This is a genomic window from Burkholderia sp. Bp8992 (assembly GCF_003853705.1).
In the GTDB taxonomy this organism is placed as follows: Bacteria; Pseudomonadota; Gammaproteobacteria; order Burkholderiales; family Burkholderiaceae; genus Burkholderia.
In genome coordinates, this window is sequence record NZ_QTQI01000001.1 from 210,630 (window position 1) to 229,613 (window position 18,984).

The 18,984-nt window shown below is 66.9% G+C and carries 18 protein-coding genes; 16 read left to right on the forward strand and 2 right to left on the reverse strand.

What is annotated here, in order from left to right; genetic code table 11:
- Window positions 1-104 precede the first annotated feature (104 nt).
- From DIE03_RS00980 to DIE03_RS00990, 3 genes are all read left to right on the forward strand, one after another.
- Complete coding sequence (locus DIE03_RS00980; RefSeq protein ID WP_124446607.1) at window positions 105-863, forward strand: dimethylarginine dimethylaminohydrolase family protein; 759 nt, start codon at window positions 105-107, stop codon at window positions 861-863.
- 98 nt (window positions 864-961) lie between these two features.
- Window positions 962-1,426, forward strand: coding sequence for an Lrp/AsnC family transcriptional regulator (locus DIE03_RS00985; RefSeq protein WP_044843805.1), 465 nt, complete (start codon window positions 962-964; stop codon window positions 1,424-1,426).
- 103 nt (window positions 1,427-1,529) lie between these two features.
- Window positions 1,530-3,062, forward strand: coding sequence for an amino acid permease (locus tag DIE03_RS00990; protein WP_124446609.1), 1,533 nt, complete (start codon window positions 1,530-1,532; stop codon window positions 3,060-3,062).
- Window positions 3,063-3,230: 168 nt separating this feature from the next.
- On the opposite strand, the gene DIE03_RS00995 is transcribed toward DIE03_RS00990, so the two are convergent.
- A complete protein-coding gene (locus DIE03_RS00995) occupies window positions 3,231-3,956 on the reverse strand; it encodes a glutathione S-transferase (protein WP_124446611.1) in 726 nt (241 codons plus the stop codon).
- Window positions 3,957-4,371: 415 nt separating this feature from the next.
- Here DIE03_RS00995 and DIE03_RS01000 point away from each other — a divergent pair, with 415 nt between their 5' ends.
- The 8 genes from DIE03_RS01000 (at window position 4,372) to asd (ending at window position 11,081) form a co-directional block, all read left to right on the forward strand.
- Complete coding sequence (locus DIE03_RS01000; RefSeq protein WP_124446613.1) at window positions 4,372-5,193, forward strand: hypothetical protein; 822 nt, start codon at window positions 4,372-4,374, stop codon at window positions 5,191-5,193.
- A gap of 32 nt (window positions 5,194-5,225) precedes the next feature.
- On the forward strand, window positions 5,226-5,984 hold the full coding sequence (locus DIE03_RS01005) for a Tat pathway signal protein (RefSeq protein ID WP_124447261.1): 759 nt from the start codon (window positions 5,226-5,228) through the stop codon (window positions 5,982-5,984).
- Between the two features lie 237 nt (window positions 5,985-6,221).
- The gene (gene leuC / locus DIE03_RS01010; protein WP_124446615.1) at window positions 6,222-7,631 is read left to right on the forward strand and encodes a 3-isopropylmalate dehydratase large subunit; all 1,410 of its coding nucleotides are present in this window, start codon (window positions 6,222-6,224) and stop codon (window positions 7,629-7,631) included.
- Window positions 7,632-7,634: 3 nt separating this feature from the next.
- Window positions 7,635-7,781 (forward strand): entericidin A/B family lipoprotein, encoded by a 147-nt coding sequence (locus tag DIE03_RS01015; RefSeq protein WP_124446617.1) that lies wholly within the window; start codon window positions 7,635-7,637, stop codon window positions 7,779-7,781.
- Between the two features lie 67 nt (window positions 7,782-7,848).
- Window positions 7,849-8,499, forward strand: a complete 651-nt coding sequence (gene leuD / locus DIE03_RS01020) for a 3-isopropylmalate dehydratase small subunit (RefSeq protein ID WP_011548097.1) — start codon at window positions 7,849-7,851, stop codon at window positions 8,497-8,499.
- Between the two features lie 77 nt (window positions 8,500-8,576).
- Window positions 8,577-9,644, forward strand: a complete 1,068-nt coding sequence (gene leuB, locus DIE03_RS01025) for a 3-isopropylmalate dehydrogenase (protein WP_124446619.1) — start codon at window positions 8,577-8,579, stop codon at window positions 9,642-9,644.
- Window positions 9,645-9,754: 110 nt separating this feature from the next.
- Window positions 9,755-9,874 carry a hypothetical protein gene (locus DIE03_RS01030; RefSeq protein WP_006487736.1) on the forward strand — a complete coding sequence of 40 codons (120 nt, stop codon included), beginning with the start codon at window positions 9,755-9,757 and terminating at the stop codon, window positions 9,872-9,874.
- Window positions 9,875-9,959: 85 nt separating this feature from the next.
- On the forward strand, window positions 9,960-11,081 hold the full coding sequence (gene asd, locus DIE03_RS01035; RefSeq protein WP_069618461.1) for an aspartate-semialdehyde dehydrogenase: 1,122 nt from the start codon (window positions 9,960-9,962) through the stop codon (window positions 11,079-11,081).
- A 99-nt stretch (window positions 11,082-11,180) separates the two neighbouring features.
- On the opposite strand, the gene flgE is transcribed toward asd, so the two are convergent.
- Window positions 11,181-12,425 carry a flagellar hook protein FlgE gene (flgE, locus tag DIE03_RS01040; protein WP_124446621.1) on the reverse strand — a complete coding sequence of 415 codons (1,245 nt, stop codon included), beginning with the start codon at window positions 12,423-12,425 and terminating at the stop codon, window positions 11,181-11,183.
- An 836-nt stretch (window positions 12,426-13,261) separates the two neighbouring features.
- Here flgE and DIE03_RS01045 point away from each other — a divergent pair.
- The 5 genes from DIE03_RS01045 to DIE03_RS01065 are packed head-to-tail and all read left to right on the forward strand — an operon-like array spanning window position 13,262 to window position 18,952.
- Window positions 13,262-15,334 carry a FimV/HubP family polar landmark protein gene (locus DIE03_RS01045; RefSeq protein ID WP_124446623.1) on the forward strand — a complete coding sequence of 691 codons (2,073 nt, stop codon included), beginning with the start codon at window positions 13,262-13,264 and terminating at the stop codon, window positions 15,332-15,334.
- Window positions 15,334-16,146, forward strand: coding sequence for a tRNA pseudouridine(38-40) synthase TruA (gene truA / locus DIE03_RS01050; RefSeq protein WP_124446625.1), 813 nt, complete (start codon window positions 15,334-15,336; stop codon window positions 16,144-16,146). The genes DIE03_RS01045 and truA overlap by 1 nt, the downstream gene beginning before the upstream one ends.
- Entirely contained in the window at window positions 16,143-16,844 is a 702-nt protein-coding gene (locus tag DIE03_RS01055) for a phosphoribosylanthranilate isomerase (RefSeq protein WP_124446627.1), read from the forward strand. Before truA ends, DIE03_RS01055 begins: the two co-directional genes overlap by 4 nt.
- Before the next feature lie 54 nt (window positions 16,845-16,898).
- Window positions 16,899-18,092: a tryptophan synthase subunit beta gene (gene trpB, locus DIE03_RS01060; protein WP_124446629.1), complete on the forward strand. Its 1,194-nt coding sequence runs from the start codon at window positions 16,899-16,901 to the stop codon at window positions 18,090-18,092.
- Window positions 18,093-18,100: 8 nt separating this feature from the next.
- Entirely contained in the window at window positions 18,101-18,952 is an 852-nt protein-coding gene (locus DIE03_RS01065) for a site-specific DNA-methyltransferase (RefSeq protein WP_124446631.1), read from the forward strand.
- Window positions 18,953-18,984: the final 32 nt, after the last annotated feature.

Sequence of the window (18,984 nt, forward strand, 5' to 3'; positions counted from 1 at the left end):
CCGAAATCGACACGAATTGCGCAATTTGGCTTCCGATAATGGTCCGGACACAACGCCGCTGGCCCTCGCTCCGCAAGGGTGCGGCGCAGACCATGGAGGAGTCGATGCAATTCACGCAAGCGATCGTTCGCCGTCCCGCACCGTCCTGCGGCGCGGGCCTGACCACCGCCGAACTCGGCGCACCCGACTACGACAAGACGCTCACGCAGTTCCATGCATATTGCGACGCGCTGCGCACGCTCGGCGTCGCGCTGACCGAGCTGCCGCCGCTGGACGCGTTCCCCGATTCGCATTTCGTCGAGGACGTTGCGGTCGTGACGCCGGAATTCGCGGTGATCACGCGCCCCGGCGCGCCCGCGCGGCGCGGAGAGACGGTGCACATCGAAGCGGCGCTCGCCGCGCATCGCGACCTGCTGCCGATGCAGGACGGCCGTCTCGACGGCGGCGACGTGATGCTGGTCGGCAAGCGCTTCTTCATCGGCCTGACGGGCCGCACCGATGCCGAAGGCATCGCCGCATTCGAATCGCTGGTGTCGCGCTACGGGTACTCGGTCGTCGCGGTGCCGGTCGGCGCCGGCCTGCACCTGAAGTCGGTCGTCAACGCGCTCGGCGACGACACGCTGCTCGTGACCGAGGCACTGGCCGCGCATCCGGCGTTCGCCGGCTATCGCCGGATCGCGATCTCCGCTGCCGACGAATACGCGGGCAACACGCTGCGCGTGAACGGCACGCTGATCACGCCGGCCGGCTATCCGCGCGTCCATGACGCGATCGCGCCGCTCGGGCTGCCGCTGCACGTGATCGACACGAGCGAGTTCCGCAAGATGGACGGCGGCCTGACCTGCCTGTCGCTGCGGTTCTAGCCGATTGGCGCGCGGCCGCTTCGGCCGGATAATGTGGCCCCCGCGCGGACAAGGAAACGCTCCGCGCACCAGCCACGATCCGATCGGAGCGAACGCGGATGACCGACAAGAAGATGCAGCTCGACAAGATCGATCTCCGGATCCTCGACATCCTGCGTACCGACGGACGGATTTCCTACCGGAAACTGTCGGAGCTCGTGAACCTCACGCCGCGGCCTTGCCAGGCGCGCGTGGAGCGGCTCGAGGCGCTCGGCGTGATCGAAGGCTATCGCGCGGTGATCAAGGCGCCGCGCGCGACCAAGCCGATCGTCGTGATCGCGCAGATCGTGCTGGCCGACCACGGGCGTTCGCAGGCGCCGTTCGAGGATGAAATGCGCGCGAATCCGGCCGTGCTCGATTGCTGGCTTGTCAGCGGCACGTTCGATTTTCTCGTGCGGCTCGCGTGCGAGGATCTCGACGAGTACCGGCGGATCGCGAACGCGTGGCTGGAAAGCCCGCGGTTCCGGATCGAGAAGATCGTCACGACGGCCGAACTGCAGGCGATCAAGCGCAGCGTCGTGTGAGGCGACCGGGCCGGGCAGGGCCGGTTGCGAGGCGAATGACCAGGTCAATCGATTTGCATTCCGAATCAAATCGACTGGCTGGATCACAATCAGGGTGAACACTATGGATGCTATGCAAGCGGCAGCGCAGACGGCCGCGCCGTCCGGGACGACGCTCAGGCGCCGCCTGCAGGGCCGTCACATCGCGATGATCGCGATCGGCGGCTCGATCGGCACGGGGCTGTTCGTCGCGTCAGGCGCGTCGGTCGCGCAGGCGGGGCCGGGCGGGGCGATCGCCGCGTATCTCGCGATCGGGATCATGGTCTACTTCGTCGTCACCGGGCTCGGCGAGATGGCGGCGCTGATGCCCGTGTCGGGCTCGTTCGCGATCTACGGCGAGAAGTACGTCGACGAAGGTTTCGGCGTCGCGCTTGGCTGGACCTACTGGTACAGCTGGGCCGTGACGATCGCGATCGAGCTGGTCGCCGCGCAGATCGTGATGCGCTACTGGTTTCCGGCGGTGCCGGGCGTATGGTGGGGCGCGGGCTTCCTCGTGCTGATCTTCCTGCTCAATACGCTGTCGGTGCGCGGCTTTGGCGAATCGGAATACTGGTTCTCGCTGATCAAGGTTGTCACCGTGATCGCGTTCATCGCGGCGGGGCTGCTGATCGCGGCCGGCGTGCTCGGCAACGGTCATCCGGTCGGCTGGCACAACTTCACGACGGGCGACGCGCCGTTCGTCGGCGGCGTGCACGCGATGATGAGCGTCGCGCTGATCGCGGGCTTCTCGTTTCTCGGCACCGAGCTGGTCGGGATCACGGCCGGCGAATCGGAAAATCCGCGCAAGACGATTCCGCGCGCGGTGAAGCAGATCTTCTGGCGGATCATGCTGTTCTACGTGCTCGCGATCTTCGTGATCGGCCTGCTCGTGCCGTACACCGACCCGAACCTGCTGAAGAGCGACGTGACCGACATCGGCGTGAGCCCGTTCACGCTGGTGTTCAGCCATGCGGGCTTCCCGCTCGCCGCCGGTGCGATGAACCTGGTGATCCTGACGGCCGTGCTGTCGGCCGGCAATTCCGGCACCTATGCGGCGACGCGGATGCTGTACAACCTCGCAGCGGAAGGGCGCGCGCCGGCGATGTTCGCGACGCTGTCGCCGGGCGGCGTGCCGCGCAACGCGCTGTACGCGACGATGGCCGTCGGCGGCCTGTGCTTCCTCACGTCGCTGACCAACAATCAGGGCATCTATCTGTGGCTGCTGAATACGGTCGGCATCACGGGCTTCATCGCGTGGCTCGGTATCGCGGTCTGCCATTACCGGTTCCGCAAGGGCTTCCTGAAGCAGGGCTACCGGCTCGACCAGCTGCCGTACCGCGCAAAGTGGTTCCCGTTCGGGCCGCTGTTCGCGATCGCGATCTGCATCGTGATTTCGCTCGGGCAGGATTACCAGGCGTTCTTCGCGGCACGCATCGACTGGATGGAAGTGCTGTCGATCTATGTGTGGATTCCGCTGTTCGTCGCGATCTGGTGGGCGTATCGCCGCGCGCGCAAGAGCCGGCTCGTGCGCTACGAGGAGATGGAGATCGGGCCGTGGCTGACGCGCTCGGTCGAGGCCGTCGACGCAGCGGCCGGGCAGCACGGGCAGCCGCACTGATCGTGCGCCGGCGACAGCGCTGTAACGGGAGCCGGCCGCATTGCGCGGCCGGCTTTGCTTCGAGCCGCTGAGCGACGATGCGCGAATGGCGCGCTCAGCGCGCGTGCTCCAAATGCGCTTTCATGAAATCGACCCGCGCGCGCACTTTCTGCGGCAGGTGCCGCGCTGCTAGGCGTCCAGCTCCGGATAGTGCCGGAAGATTCCCATGTCGTTGAACGGGATGCGGCGTTCCGATGCGAGATAGCGCGCGACGGGTGGATGCTGCGCGACGCGGTCATGCAGCGCGACGAGCGCCGGGATTTTCCGCTCGGCGCGCTTCATCGCTTTCGGAAACGCATAGCGCAGGCCCTCGACGATCTGGAATATCGACAGGTCTGCATAGCTCAGCGCATTGCCCGCGAGATAGCCGCTCTTGTGCGGATTCTGTCCGAGCACGCGGTCGAAGTAGCCGAGGAATTTCGGCAGCCGGTTCTCGAGGAAATCGGCCGCGCGCTCGGCCGCTTCCGCCTTCTGGTCCTCGTAATAGAGGCAACTGGCGATCGGGTGATGCGTATCGTGGATCTCGGTGACGAAATCGGCGACGGTCAGCTGGAGCTGGTGTACCCACAGCCGGCCGGCTTCGTCGTCGGGTGCGAGCCCGAGCCGCGCGCCGAGAAACAGCAGGATGTTCGCCGTCTGCCCGACGACCGCGTCGCCTGCCTTCAGGAACGGCGGTGCGAACGGCACGCATTCGGCCTTCGTGCTGTCCATCATGCGCATCATCGCCGACACGCCCATCCCGCGCCCCGATTCGCGCGCCACATCGACATAGTCTGCTTCGGCTGCCTCGAGCGCGAGCCGTACGTATTCGCCGCGGCCCTGGATCTCGGGCCAGTAATAGAGTTCATATCGCATGCTGTTGTCCTGTTCGTTGAACCGGATGCTGCCGGCATCGTGACGACCGGGCGGCCGCGCGCCGCCCGTTGCGAACAGACAGTCTAGGCGATTGCAGGAAAAGCGCCGCGCGCAACGTGTGCCACGCGCGCCAGCAGCGATCGCGCCACCGGCGAAACAGGCATGCGATTCGCTTGCCGCCTGTGAAACAGGGTCGTCCACCGGCGAAACGGCGCGGCGATCGAGCGGATTCGACCGGCGATTTCACCGCAATTTAACCAACGCCGCCTAGGATCGCGCTTCGTCGATCGGCGACGCGTCGCGATTCCGGTTCGCGCGTGCTTGCTCGATTGCCTTTCCCCTTGACCCCGCGAATTTCGTTGGCGCTGCCTGTGGTCAGGCGCGGTCGGCATTCGCATCATTGCGTATCGTGCTCATGAGTCAGCATTCCCCGGCTTCGTCCCGAAGAAAATTCCTCGCCGCCGCGCCAGCCGTCGCGGCTTCGTCGCTGCTGAGCGCATGCGGTGGCGACGATGTCACGTCGGCACCGATCGCCGACAGCGCGCTCGCCGCGCAGATGTCCGCGAAGCTGAATGCACAGCTCGGCGATGCGGCGACGGTCAATGCGATCGTCCCGGCGATGACCGACGTTGGCTTTACGTGGGACCTGCCGACCGTGCCGGCCGCGCAGATCGACGCGATCGTCGCGTACAGCTTCGGCAACCGTCCGAACGCGGCGAGCGGCAATACGTCGAGCACCGGCGGCAACCAGTCCGCGCTGCCCGATCCGGGGCCCGTGAACGAAGCGCTCGCGGACGCCGTGTACCGCATCCGCCAGCTGAAGCCCGTCAAGGTCTATGCGCAGTGGGAAATCGCGCGTTTCCTCGTGTCGAAATACGGGATGGGCGCCGACGTGCTGTCGTCGGTCGAGCCGGTGATCGCGAGCGACGGCTCGATCGTGTACCTGAGCACGGCGGGCGTCGCGGCCGTGGCCGTGTCGCGCGCGGGCGGGGCGGCGGCGATGGGCACCGTCGCGGTGGTCGGCCATCGCGATCACGCGAAGCGCTGCATCCAGACGTCGCGGCAGGCGGGCATGAAGGCGGCTGCCGTCGCCGAGGTGCCGTTGCCGACCACGTACGACGCGCAGTCGGGCCAGCCGTGGACACGCAATCGCAGCCTCTACCTCGTGCACGACATGTATGCGCAGATGCTGACGCGCGCGATGACCGCGACGATGCAGGCGTTCCCGAAGGGCTGACGTCCTTCGCTCCCCATTCGACTCTCATGACCATGACTACCCGCCGCCATTTCCTGGCTTCCACTTCCGTCCTCGCCGCCTCGTGCGCGGCTGCCGCGCCCGTATTCGCGAGCGACGCGCCGGCCACCGATGCCGAACTGCAGCGCCAGATGCTCGGCAAGCTGACGAACGAACTGAACGATCGCGCGACCGCCACCGACGCAACCGGTTATCTGCTCGACACGTTTTTCTCGTGGGCACCGCCGACCTTCACTGTGGCCGCCATCAATACGGTCGCCGCATTCAGCTTCGGCACCCGCGCCGGTGGATCGGCCGCGGCACCCGTACCGGGCCCCGTCAACGAGGCGATTGCCGACGCCGTGTTCCAGCTTCGGCAGAAGGTCGCGGCGCCGATCTTCGCGCAGCAGGAGATCGCGAGCGTGCTCGCGTCGAAATACGGTCTGACGGCCGGCGTGACGTCGATCGCGACGCCTGCGTTGGCCGCTGGCAGCCCGATCCCGACGCCCGACGGTGTCGTGGCCGCGATCGTCAAGCAGGCCGGCTCCGCCGCGGCGCTCGGCAAGGTCGGCGTCGTCACGCATTCGGACCAGGCGTCGCTCGCCGTGCGCGTGTCGAATGCGGCGGGGATGCAGGCGGCGGTGCCGGCAGGCCTCGCGCTGCCGCCGCTCTACGATGCGTCCGCGCAGATGCCGGCCATGCGGCGGCGCGACCTCTACCTGCTGAACAACGCCGGCATGCAGCTCGCGATGCTGCGGCTCGACCTGATCAACCGCGAGTACCCGAACGGCTGACGCCGCCGGCGCAGGGGCACGGCGCAACGAGATCCGCGCGACGCGTCTGCGCGTTTGTCGCTCGCACGGATCGTGCGTGCCGCGGTTGCCGGGTAATGCCGATACAGGTATTGGCACTACCAGCCAAACCACTGTTTTTAATGGGTTTTTTCGCGTCCGGCCTGCGCCGCGACGCGCGCTGCGTGGCATAATCGACCACATCCGCAAGGCTTGTAGTCACAACGACCCCGCATACCCATGGCACAGACTCTCTACGACAAACTGTGGAACACCCACGTGGTCCACACCGAGGAAGACGGCACGACCCTGCTCTATATCGACCGTCAGCTGCTGCACGAAGTCACGAGCCCGCAGGCGTTCGAAGGGCTGAAGATGGCGCAGCGTCCGGTGTGGCGCATCAGCGCGAACCTGGCCGTGTCGGACCACAACGTGCCGACGACGGACCGCAGCCACGGCATCGCCGATCCCGTCTCGAAGCTGCAGGTCGACACGCTCGACGCGAACTGCGATGCGTTCGGCATCACGCAGTTCAAGATGAACGACGTGCGCCAGGGCATCGTGCACATCATCGGGCCGGAGCAGGGCGCGACGCTGCCGGGCATGACGATCGTGTGCGGCGATTCGCACACGTCGACGCACGGCGCGTTCGGCGCGCTCGCGCACGGCATCGGCACGTCGGAAGTCGAGCACGTGCTCGCGACGCAAACCCTGCTGCAGAAAAAGAGCAAGAACATGCTCGTGAAGGTCGAGGGCGCACTGCCGCGCGGCTGTACCGCGAAGGACATCGTGCTCGCGATCATCGGCAAGATCGGTACGGCAGGCGGCACGGGCTACGCAATCGAATTCGGCGGCTCGACGATCCGCGCGCTGACGATGGAAGGCCGCATGACCGTCTGCAACATGGCGATCGAAGCCGGTGCGCGCGCGGGCATGGTCGCGGTGGACGACACGACGATCGAATACCTGAAGGGCCGTCCGTTCGTGCCGACCGGCGCGGAATGGGATCAGGCCGTCGAATACTGGCGCCAGTTCAAGTCGGACGACGGCGCGCAGTTCGACCGCGTGGTCGAGCTGAACGCGGCCGAGATCGTCCCGCAGGTCACGTGGGGCACGTCGCCGGAAATGGTCACGTCGATCGACGGTCGCGTGCCCGATCCCGAGCGCGAGAAGGATCCGGTCAAGCGCGACGCGATGGAGCGCGCGCTGGCATACATGGCGCTCGAGCCGAACACGCCGATCGCATCGATCAAGGTCGACAAGATCTTCATCGGCTCGTGCACGAACGCACGGATCGAGGATATCCGCGCGGCCGCGTATGTCGTGAAGAAGCTGAACCGTCGTGTCGCGTCGAACGTGCGGCTCGCGATGGTCGTGCCGGGCTCGGGCCTCGTGAAGGCACAGGCCGAGCGCGAAGGGCTCGACAAGGTGTTCACGGATGCCGGCTTCGAATGGCGCGAGCCGGGCTGCTCGATGTGCCTCGCGATGAACGCCGACCGGCTCGATCCGGGCGAGCGCTGCGCGTCGACGTCGAACCGCAACTTCGAGGGCCGGCAGGGCGCGGGCGGTCGCACGCACCTCGTGAGCCCCGCGATGGCGGCAGCCGCGGCGATCGAAGGTCACTTCGTCGATATTCGCCAGCTGGGGTAACGCGTGACGGTATCGAAGGTCATCGCGCGGCTGGTTGCCGCGCTGGCGCTGGCGGGGCTGGGCTTCGGCCTCGCGGGCTGCAATACCGTCCGAGGCTTCGGCGAGGACGTCAACGCCGCGGGCAACGCGCTCAAGCGCGCCGCGGACTGACACCGCCACCGAGAATTTGTCGATGTGTGCCGGCCGCGTGCCGGCCCTTCAACCGGATAGACGGATCATGGAAAAATTCACTGTACATACCGGCGTCGTGGCGCCGCTCGATCGCGAAAACGTCGACACTGACGCGATCATCCCGAAGCAGTTCCTGAAGTCGATCAAGCGCACGGGCTTCGGTCCGAACGCGTTCGACGAATGGCGTTACCTCGATCACGGCGAGCCGGGCCAGGACAACTCGAAGCGTCCGCTGAATCCCGACTTCGTGCTGAACCAGCCGCGCTACCAGGGCGCGTCGGTGCTGCTCGCGCGCAAGAACTTCGGCTGCGGCAGCTCGCGCGAGCACGCGCCGTGGGCACTGCAGCAGTACGGCTTCCGCGCGATCATCGCGCCGAGCTTCGCGGACATCTTCTTCAACAACTGCTACAAGAACGGCCTGCTGCCGATCGTGCTGACCGAGCAGCAGGTCGATCACCTGTTCAACGAGACGGTCGCGTTCAACGGCTTTCAACTGACGATCGACCTCGACGCACAGGTCGTGCGCGCGGGCGACGGCCGCGAATATCCGTTCGAGATCGCCGCGTTCCGCAAGTACTGCCTGCTGAACGGCTTCGACGACATCGGCCTCACGCTGCGCCACGCGGACAAGATCCGCCAGTTCGAAGCCGAGCGGCTCGTGAAGCAGCCGTGGCTCAACACCAAGCTGGTCGGCTGATCGTGCCTTTCGGGCGAGCGCGCCGGCGGCGCGTTCGCCGGCCTGCCTCATAAAACCTACCCAGTCAGGAATTTCGCATGAAGATTGCAGTGCTGCCCGGCGACGGCATCGGTCCGGAAATCGTCAATGAAGCCGTGAAGGTGCTGAACGCACTCGACGAGACGTTCGATCTCGAACAGGCGCCGGTCGGCGGCGCGGGCTACGAGGCGAGCGGTCATCCGCTGCCCGACGCGACGCTGAAGCTCGCGAAGGAAGCCGACGCGATCCTGTTCGGCGCGGTCGGCGACTGGAAGTACGACTCGCTCGAGCGCGCGCTGCGCCCCGAGCAGGCGATCCTCGGGCTGCGCAAGCATCTCGAGCTGTTCGCGAACTTCCGCCCGGCGATCTGCTATCCGCAGCTCGTCGATGCGTCGCCGCTCAAAGCCGAGCTCGTCGCGGGCCTCGACATCCTGATCGTGCGCGAACTGAACGGCGACATCTACTTCGGCCAGCCGCGCGGCGTGCGCGCTGCACCGGACGGCCCGTTCGCCGGCGAGCGCGAAGGCTTCGACACGATGCGCTACTCGGAACCGGAAGTGCGCCGCATCGCGCACGTCGCGTTCCAGGCCGCCCGCAAGCGCGCGAAGAAGCTGCTGTCGGTCGACAAGGCGAACGTGCTCGAAACGTCGCAGTTCTGGCGCGACGTGATGATCGACGTGTCGAAGGAATACGCGGACGTCGAGCTGTCGCACATGTACGTCGACAACGCGGCGATGCAGCTCGCGAAGGCGCCGAAGCAGTTCGACGTGATCGTCACGGGCAACATGTTCGGCGACATCCTGTCGGATGAAGCGTCGATGCTGACGGGTTCGATCGGCATGCTGCCGTCGGCGTCGCTCGACAAGAACAACAAGGGCCTGTACGAGCCGTCGCACGGTTCGGCGCCGGACATCGCGGGCAAGGGCATTGCCAACCCGCTCGCGACGATCCTGTCGGCCGCGATGATGCTGCGCTACTCGCTGAATCGGGCGGAGCAGGCCGATCGCATCGAGCGCGCGGTGAAAACGGTGCTCGAACAGGGTTACCGTACGGGCGACATCGCAACGCCGGGCTGCAAGCAGGTCGGCACGACGGCGATGGGCGACGCGGTGGTCGCGGCGCTGTAACGCGATGCGGCACCGATAACGTAGAAAGGGCGCGAACGGGCCGTGAAAATCGGCCGGTTCGCCCGCGGTTGGCCGTTGTGCGGGCCACCGGCTTTGTGTAGACTCGAACGATGGCGCTGATTTCCCTGATCTCCCCGGTCCTGAAACTCCACGGCAACACTGCCCGTGTGGGTGCGCGCGCCATCGTCATCACGAAAACCATTACCACGAAAACGATCATTAAACGCTGATCGCCGTCGTGCCCGCCTGTTTCCCCGCGCGGTCACGCGGGGACGGAAATGGCGGGGAAGCTCCATTCAAAGCAAAGGGTTAGTCATGAACGTAGGTCTCGTAGGTTGGCGCGGCATGGTCGGCAGCGTCCTGATGCAGCGCATGCAGGAAGAAGGCGATTTCGACCTGATCGAACCGGTGTTTTTCAGCACCAGCAACACGGGCGGCAAGGCGCCGTCGTTCGCGAAAAACGAGACTACGCTCAAGGACGCGACCAACGTCGACGAGCTGAAGAAGTGCGACGTGATCATCACGTGCCAGGGCGGCGACTACACGAACGACGTGTTCCCGAAGCTGCGCGCGGCCGGCTGGAACGGCTACTGGATCGACGCGGCATCGTCGCTGCGGATGCAGGACGACGCGGTCATCATCCTCGATCCGGTCAACCTCGACGTGATCAAGGACGCGCTCGTCAAGGGCACGAAGAACTTCATCGGCGGCAACTGCACGGTCAGCCTGATGCTGATGGCGCTCGGCGGCCTGTTCCGCGAGAACCTCGTCGACTGGATCACCGCGATGACCTACCAGGCCGCATCGGGCGCGGGCGCGCAGAACATGCGCGAGCTGCTGTCGCAGATGGGCACGCTGAACGGCGCGGTGCAGGAACAGCTCGCCGATCCGGCTTCCGCGATCCTCGACATCGACCGCCGCGTGCTGGCCGCGATGAACAGCGATGCGATGCCGACGAGCCACTTCGGCGTGCCGCTGGCCGGCTCGCTGATCCCGTGGATCGACAAGGATCTCGGCAACGGGATGTCGAAGGAAGAGTGGAAGGGCGGCGCTGAAACCAACAAGATCCTCGGCAAGCCGGCCATGGGCGAGCCCGGTTCGATCCCGGTCGACGGCCTGTGCGTGCGGATCGGCGCGATGCGTTGCCATTCGCAGGCGCTGACGATCAAGCTGAAGAAGGACGTGCCGCTCGACGAGATCAACGGCATCCTGGCGTCGGCGAACGACTGGGTGAAGGTCGTGCCGAACGAGCGCGAAGCGTCGATGCGCGACCTGTCGCCGGCGAAGATCACGGGCACGCTGACGGTGCCGGTCGGCCGCCTGCGCAAGCTCGCGATGGGCGGCGAATACCTGTCGGCGTTCACGGTCGGCGACCAGCTGCTGTGGGGCGCGGCCGAGCCGCTGCGCCGCATGCTGCGCATCCTGCTCGACAAGTAAATCCGCTGCATGTCCGGCCCGCGGGCCGAACCGCATACGATGACGCGCCGCGTCGGCCCTGGGTCCAGGGCTGGCGCGGCGCGTTTTTTCATGGGCCGATCAGCGCATGCTCAGCAGCGTCTGGTCGACGGCCTGCTGCGTCTTGATCGTCTGCGCGTTCGCCTGGTAATTGCGCTGCGCGGTGATCAGGTTCACGAGCTCGGTCGTCAGGTCGACGTTCGAGTTTTCCAGCGCGCTGCCCTGCAGCGTGCCGTGGTTCGTGCTGCCCGGCGCTGAGACCTGTGGCACGCCCGAAGCGGCGGATTCGACATACTGGTTGCCGCCGACGTTCACGAGCCCGTTCGGGTTGTTGAAGTTCGCGAGCGCGATCAGGCCGAGCACCGCGCTCTGGCCGTTCGAGTAGTTGCCGGTCAGCTTGCCGTCGGTACCGATCGAGAACGTCGTCAGCGTGCCGCTCGCGAAGCCGTCCTGCGCGAGATTGGTCACGCCGTCCTTGCCGCCGTACTGCGTCGTGCCGCCCAGGTCGAGCGTCAGGTTCTGCGGGTTGGCTCCGCCCGTCGTGTTGGGAATCGAGAACGCGAACTGGCCGAGACTCGGCGTCGGCTGGCCGGTCGCGGCCGACGTCGTCGAGCTGATCCGGCCCGATGCGTCGAACGTGACGGTGCCGAGATTCGTCGGCGCCTGGCCCTGCACGCCCGCGTATGCCTGCCACGTGCCGGCCGCGCTCTTCGCGAAGTACATCGCGACCTGCTGCGAGCCGCCGAGCGTGTCGTAGACCTGGATCGACGTGTTGTAGTTGTACGTGGTGCTGTCGCTCGCATTGAACGGCGTCCTGGCCGGCACCTTGTCCTGCGCGTTCAGGTTGAACTGGCCGGTAATCGTGTTCGTCGCGCGCGGCGCGATGTTGCTGGTCGGCGCCTGCAGCGCCACGGTCTGCGCGGTGTTGATCACGCTGCCCGCGCCCGCCGCGTAGCCCATCAGGTTGCGGCCTTGCGAGTCGACGATGGCGCCGTTCTTGTCGCGATGGAACGTGCCGTCGCGCGAGTACGTGGTCACGCCGTTGCTCGACATCTGGAAGAAGCCGTTGCCGTTGATCGCGACGTCGAGCGACGACTTCGTCGTATTGATCGTCCCCTGGCCGAAATTCCGCTGCACCGACGCGAGCTGCGTGCCGATGCCGATCTGCGTGTTGACCGACGTCGCGACCGAATTCGCGTACATGTCGGCGAAGTTTGCGCGCCCCTGCTTGAAGCCGACCGTGTTCGCGTTCGCGATGTTGTTGCCGATCACGTCGAGATTGCTCGATGCGCCGGCCAACCCGCTCAAACCCTGCTGATAGCCCATGTTCGATCCCCGTAACGAGCTGTTGAGTAAATGCAGTCTTGCGACTGCGCCGACTTCCGGCACTGCACGGCGCCAGCCCGGCCGGTCGCACCCCCGCCTTTCCGGCATGGGAGAGTGCGAGGACCGAATTGCGCCGATTCCTGTTCGAAGGCGATCGTAGCGACGGCGATTATCTGGTCTGTGTAATTTTGTGTAATGTAATTGAATTGTTGTCGAAATGAATGATTTTGTATGAACAATGGATCGTGGGTTGCGAGTCGAAAGCCTTGTGGGGCGTGGCTTTGGCGGGAGGTGTTTTCAATTGATCGATAAGAGTGGGGAATTGCCTTCTTATCGATCAATTGAAATTCATTCGGATGAAACTGGCTGGCCGATGGGATTTGTTTTGATTATCAGCGGCTGATTCATTAACGGCATGCAGCACGAATTGTTGAGCGGACACGCGTGATTGAGCCGTCGGGATCCTGCGTTGGACGACCGGGCGGGCAAGGCCGCCCGGAGCGTACGTGACAGCCGCGCCATGCGTTCCGGATGCGGGGTGCCGTGACGACTTCCAGTCATCGCTGGGGCTCGTTTGATCGATCCGGTATGTCGGCTGCAGCGTGCGGACCCGACGAGGCTACGGCCCCCGATCGCCGGGCGGCAGCGCACGGTTGCACCGGCCGGAGACGAATTCGGCCCGAACATGATCGCGTGAAGTAAACTACGCGTTTACGACGCACAGACCAGCCGAAAGCGTCGCGTTCCGCGCGACGCTTTTGCATTTCTGCGGCAACTTTACTGACGCCTTCAACCGCGAATCCGAGCCGCGCCCGCGCGCGGCGATAGAGCCAACGATGTCCCGAATTTCCTTGTTTCCGCGCCAGTCCCGTCTGTCGCGCGCCGTGCGTGGCGCGCTGGCGATCCTGGCGCTCGGCGCAGCCGCATCGGCCTGGGCTGCCGGCACCGTCGAACTGCCGGCGTCCGCTGCCGGCGGCGACGCACCGCTTACCGTGACCGTCCAGCCGGGCCAGTCGCTGAACGACATCGCGAAAGCGGCCACGCAATCGCACGATCCCGCCGTGCTTGCACGCGCCGGCCGCGCGCTGTTCGACGCCAATCCGCAGGCGTTCATGAAGCGCGACGCGAGCCGCCTGAAAGTCGGCGCGACGCTGACCGTGCCCGCGCTCGACGCAACCGGCGCGGCACTCGTGCCGGCCGGTGCCTCCGCGGCATCGGGAACGACGGCGGCGTCCGCGCCTGCCGCCGCATCGGGCGGTACCGCGGAAGCGCAGCATGGCGCGTCCGCGCCGCATCCCGGGGCGGCCGCGCAAGCCGCGCCGGTGACGCCGGCCGTCCATGCGGCTCCCGTGAGCGGCGCGAGCGTTGCGACGGCAGCGGGGACGTCGGCTTCGGTCGGCGCTTCGGCGGCGCACGGCGCGTCGGCGGTCGACAGCCTGCAGCCGGCGGCACCTGCCGCAGGCGCAAGCGGCCCGCATGTATGGAGCGGTGCGATCCAGTCGGCCCCGTCGTCCGCGAGCGAGGCTGCGGTCCAGCCGGTGCCGGGCAGCCCGGTTTCGGGCTCGCACGAGCCGGCAGGTGCGACGCCCGCTACGGGCGCGTCGCAGCCGCGGCCGTCGAGCCTGCAGCAGTTGCTGGCGCTGAAGAACCGCGTGCTGATGGAGTTGCAGAAGCACGGCATCGGCAAGCCGGGCACGACCAACGGCGTTGCGCCAGTGCCTGCACCGGCGCCTGCCGCGCCGCGTCCGGCCGCGAACGACGCCGGTGCGTCGGCAGCCGCGCCGGCGGCAAGCGAGGCCGCGTCCGGCGTCGCCGCCAGCGCGGCGCAGCCGGCATCGGTGCCGGAGCAACCGGTCGCGCCTGTCGCGACACCGGCGCGCCGCACCGAGCAGATGGACTGGCGCCCGGCCGCGGTGGCCGGCGCTGCCGTGATCGTGCTCGCGGCCGGTTTTGCGTGGCGCAAGCGCAGGAAAGGCCGCGGGACGGGCGATGCCGGCGCGGCTGCCACTGCCGCAGGTGCGGCCGCGGCGCCGGAAGCCGAAGCCCCGCCGTCGATCGACCACACGTTGCCGATTCAGCCCGAGATGCCGGTTGCGCGCGACGCGGCGTCCGATCAGTCCCTTGCTGCGGCGACTGCTGCTGCGGCCGAAACAGTCGAGCCGACTGTCGCTGACGTGCCGTCGGCGCCGGAAGTCGCGAAGCTGCATGACGAGCAGCCCGAATTGCCGGCTGCTCGAGCGGCGGTACCGCCCGCGAGCGAGACAGCGCCGGCTCCGCACGATGCAGAACCGGCGGAACCGGCCGCTGCCGCCGCCACGTCGGCCGACACGCCCGCTTCACCTTCGACGACCGACGCGCAACACGCGACGCTGATGCAGAACGCGATCAGCGCGCTCAACAGTCTCGACATGCCGTTGCCGCCGCGGACGTCGGATGAAGCGCCGCTGACGCCGGACGAATTGTCCGCGCGGGCAGGGCAGTCCGGCACCGGCGGAATTGCAACTAACGGTCAAGCCGCATCGCCCCCGCCGATTGGCGCGGGCCATCCGACCCCCGAACATCCGGCCGATCAGGACAACGAATACGACTGGGATCCGGACGCGGCGACGCCCGCCGGCCACGCGGGCAGCACACCCGCGCTGTCGCCGCTCGGCGGCGCGCAGTTCGGTGCGCTGAAGCTCGATTTCGATCTCGACCTGCCGTCAGCACCGGGCGCCGCGCTGCCCGCACTGACTGCGGACGAGCTTGCCCGCATCGCGCGCAACAAGCTCGATCTCGCGTCGGAGTACGTCGAACTGGGCGACCTGTCCGGCGCACGAACGCTGCTGCAGGAAGTGGTCGACGCGAACGACGCCGCGACGCGCGACGATGCGCGCGCGCTGCTCGCGAAGCTGGCGGACGAGGCGTGATGCGGATCGCACTGGGCGTTCAGTACGACGGCGCGGCGTTCTGCGGCTGGCAGGCGCAGCCGCACGGCAAGACCGTGCAGGACCGGCTCGAGCACGCGCTGGCCGAGTTCGCGCGGGTGCCGCTGCATACGACGGTCGCCGGCCGGACCGACACCGGCGTGCACGGGCTCGGGCAGGTCGTGCATTTCGATACCGACCTCGAACGCGAGGTGTTCTCGTGGGTGCGCGGGACCAACGCGTTCCTGCCGTCGACCGTGTCGGTGCAGTGGGCGAAGCCGATGCCGGACACTTTCCACGCGCGTTTCTCGGCGTTCGAGCGCACCTATTACTACGCGCTGTACGTGCATCCCGTGCGGTCGCCGATGCTGGCCGAGCGCGCGGGCTGGATCCACACGCCGCTCGACGACGACGCGATGCGCGCCGCCGCCGCGCACCTGATCGGCGAGCACGATTTCTCGTCGTTCCGGTCGTCGGAATGCCAGTCGAAGACGCCGGTCAAGCACCTGTATCAGATCGACGTGCGGCGCGCGGGGCATTTCATCCATTTCCGCTTCCGTGCGAACGCGTTCCTGCATCACATGGTGCGCAACCTGATGGGCTGCCTCGTCGCGGTCGGGCGCGGCCGCTATCCGGCCGACTGGCTCGCCGACGTACTGGCCGGGCGCGACCGCAATCTCGCGGCGCCCACGTTCATGGCCGACGGGCTGTACCTCGCCCACGTCGGCTACCCGGCGGAATTCGCCGTCCCGCCCGCGCAGCTCGGCAGCGTGCCGTGGAGCAGCGTCTGGGCCGATCTGGACCCTCAATCATGACGGATCACGCCGTGTCCTCCCCGACTCCCGCCGCAACCGGCCTGCCGCCGCGCACGCGCATCAAGCTGTGCGGGCTGTCGCGCCCCGAGGACGTGCTGCACGCGGCGGCGCTCGGCGCCGACGCGATCGGCCTCGTGTTCTATCCGAAGAGCCCGCGCGCGGTGACCATCGCGCAGGCGGCCGAGCTGGCGAGCCTCGCGCCGCCGTTCGTGTCGGTGGTCGGGCTGTTCGTGAACGCGACCGAAGCCGAGATCGAGGCCGTCGTGCGCGACGTGCCGCTCACGTTGCTGCAGCTCCACGGCGACGAGACGCCCGAGCAGTGCGACGCGCTCGGCCGCGCGGCACGCCTGCCGTGGCTGCGTGCGGTGCGCGTCGGCCCCTCGACGCAGCGTGCCGATTTGGTAGAATCGGCTCTTCATTATTCGAAAGCGCGCGGCCTCCTGTTCGACACCCTGGTGCCGGATTACGGTGGTAGCGGCAAGGTCTTCGATTGGTCTCTTATTCCCGCAGAGCTCGCGCATCGGGCCGTTTTGAGTGGTGGCTTGAGCGCGCAAAACGTCGGTGATGCGATCCGCCAGCTGCGTCCGTTTGCTGTCGATGTCTCGAGTGGCATCGAAGTAGAGGGCGCAAAGGGCGTGAAGGATCACGCCCGGATGGCGGCGTTCGTACGCGCGGTGCGCGAAGCGGACGCCCGGTGATGCAAGCGGTGCGGCCTGGCAAGCGGGGCGCGCCGACCGATCGAGAGAGACACCATGTACAACCTTCCTGATGATCGCGGCCATTTCGGCCCGTATGGCGGCGTGTTCGTCGCCGAGACGCTGATTCACGCGCTGGACGAACTGCGCGCGGCGTATGAAAAATTCCGGAACGATCCCGACTTCGTCGCCGAATACGAGCGCGAGCTGAAGTATTTCGTCGGCCGTCCGTCGCCGATCTACCACGCGCAGCGCTGGAGCGAGATGCTCGGCGGCGCGCAGGTCTACCTGAAGCGCGAAGACCTGAACCACACGGGCGCGCACAAGATCAACAACGTGATCGGCCAGGCGCTGCTCGCGAAGCGCATGGGCAAGAAGCGCGTGATCGCCGAAACCGGTGCCGGCCAGCACGGCGTCGCAACCGCGACGATCTGCGCGCGCTTCGGCATGGAGTGCATCGTCTACATGGGCGCCGAGGACGTGCGCCGGCAGGCGGCGAACGTGTACCGGATGAAGCTGCTTGGTGCTACGGTCGTGCCGGTCGAATCGGGTTCGCGCACGCTGAAGGACGCGCTGAACGAAGCGATGCGCGACTGGGTCACGAACATCGAGAGCACGTTCTACATCATCGGCACGGTCGCGGGCCCGCACCCGTACCCGATGATGGTGCGCGACTTCCAGCGCGTGATCGGCGACGAGTGCAAGGTGCAGATGCCCGAACTCGCGGGCCGGCAGCCCGATGCGGTAATTGCCTGCGTCGGCGGCGGCTCGAACGCGATGGGCATCTTCTATCCGTACATCGACGACGAATCGGTGCAGCTGATCGGCGTCGAAGCGGCCGGCGACGGCCTTGACACGGGCCATCATGCGGCCTCGCTGATCGCCGGCAGCCCGGGCGTGCTGCACGGCAACCGCACGTACCTGCTGCAGGACGACAACGGCCAGATCATCGAGACGCATTCGGTGTCGGCGGGCCTCGACTATCCGGGCGTCGGCCCCGAACACGCGTGGCTGAAGGACAGCGGCCGCGCGCAGTACGTGCCGATCACCGACGACGAAGCGCTGAAGGCATTCCACGACTGCTGCCGGATCGAGGGGATCATTCCCGCGCTCGAGTCGAGCCACGCGATCGCGTATGGCGTGAAGCTCGCACCGACGTTGCCGAAGGACAAGATCCTGCTCGTCAACCTGTCGGGCCGCGGTGACAAGGACATGCACACGGTCGCCGAGCGATCGGGCATCGACCTCTGACCCGACCGATGCGTGACCTGATCGAAGAGCCGGGCGGCGGTGCCGCGAGCGAGGCGGAGGCGGTTCAGCCCGTCGCCGCGGCGCCGCGCGCGCTGCCGTCCGGTATCGAACTGCATAACCGCGATTTCCTGACCGATGCCGCGCACCTGCCGGATGCGTCGATCGACCTGATCGTCGCCGATCCGCCGTACGGGCTCGGCAAGGACTACGGCAACGACTCGGACAAGCGTTCGGGCGACGATTTCCTCGCGTGGACGCGCGAGTGGCTCGAGCTCGCGATTCCGAAGCTGAAGCCGAGCGGGTCGATGTACATCTTCTGCACGTGGCAGTACGCGCCGGAAATCTTCAGTTTCCTGAAGACGAAGCTCACGATGGTCAACGAGATTATCTGGGACCGGCGCGTGCCGAGCATGGGCGGCACGACGCGCCGTTTCACGTCGGTGCACGACAACATCGGCTTTTTCGCGGTTTCCAAGGCGTATTACTTCGATCTCGATCCGGTCCGCATCCCGTACGACGCCGATACGAAGAAGGCCCGCTCGCGCAAGCTGTTCGAAGGCAGCAAGTGGCTGGAGATGGGCTACAACCCGAAGGACGTCTGGTCGGTCTCGCGCCTGCACCGGCAGCACGCGGAGCGCGTCGATCATCCGACCCAGAAGCCGCTGGAAATCATCGAGCGGATGGTGCTCGCAAGCTGCCCGCCGGGCGGCCGCGTGCTCGATCCGTTCATGGGCAGCGGCACGACCGCGGTGGCCTGCGCACGGCAGGGGCGCGACTTCGTCGGCTACGAGATCAACGAAAGCTATTGTGCGATCGCGCACGAGCGCGTGAACGCGCTCGCGGCGCCGGCGTGCGCGTGAATCGCGCCGCCGCATCGCCGATCGCAATGCAT

Coding starts and splice junctions, on each gene's coding strand:
- DIE03_RS00980 (WP_124446607.1), top strand. CDS start 105: ATGCAATTCACGCAAGCGATCGTTCGCCGTCCCGCACCGTCCTGCGGC.
- DIE03_RS00985 (WP_044843805.1), top strand. CDS start 962: ATGACCGACAAGAAGATGCAGCTCGACAAGATCGATCTCCGGATCCTC.
- DIE03_RS00990 (WP_124446609.1), top strand. CDS start 1,530: ATGGATGCTATGCAAGCGGCAGCGCAGACGGCCGCGCCGTCCGGGACG.
- DIE03_RS00995 (WP_124446611.1), bottom strand. CDS start 3,956: ATGCGATATGAACTCTATTACTGGCCCGAGATCCAGGGCCGCGGCGAA.
- DIE03_RS01000 (WP_124446613.1), top strand. CDS start 4,372: ATGAGTCAGCATTCCCCGGCTTCGTCCCGAAGAAAATTCCTCGCCGCC.
- DIE03_RS01005 (WP_124447261.1), top strand. CDS start 5,226: ATGACTACCCGCCGCCATTTCCTGGCTTCCACTTCCGTCCTCGCCGCC.
- leuC (WP_124446615.1), top strand. CDS start 6,222: ATGGCACAGACTCTCTACGACAAACTGTGGAACACCCACGTGGTCCAC.
- leuD (WP_011548097.1), top strand. CDS start 7,849: ATGGAAAAATTCACTGTACATACCGGCGTCGTGGCGCCGCTCGATCGC.
- leuB (WP_124446619.1), top strand. CDS start 8,577: ATGAAGATTGCAGTGCTGCCCGGCGACGGCATCGGTCCGGAAATCGTC.
- DIE03_RS01030 (WP_006487736.1), top strand. CDS start 9,755: ATGGCGCTGATTTCCCTGATCTCCCCGGTCCTGAAACTCCACGGCAAC.
- asd (WP_069618461.1), top strand. CDS start 9,960: ATGAACGTAGGTCTCGTAGGTTGGCGCGGCATGGTCGGCAGCGTCCTG.
- flgE (WP_124446621.1), bottom strand. CDS start 12,425: ATGGGCTATCAGCAGGGTTTGAGCGGGTTGGCCGGCGCATCGAGCAAT.
- DIE03_RS01045 (WP_124446623.1), top strand. CDS start 13,262: ATGTCCCGAATTTCCTTGTTTCCGCGCCAGTCCCGTCTGTCGCGCGCC.
- truA (WP_124446625.1), top strand. CDS start 15,334: ATGCGGATCGCACTGGGCGTTCAGTACGACGGCGCGGCGTTCTGCGGC.
- DIE03_RS01055 (WP_124446627.1), top strand. CDS start 16,143: ATGACGGATCACGCCGTGTCCTCCCCGACTCCCGCCGCAACCGGCCTG.
- trpB (WP_124446629.1), top strand. CDS start 16,899: ATGTACAACCTTCCTGATGATCGCGGCCATTTCGGCCCGTATGGCGGC.
- DIE03_RS01065 (WP_124446631.1), top strand. CDS start 18,101: ATGCGTGACCTGATCGAAGAGCCGGGCGGCGGTGCCGCGAGCGAGGCG.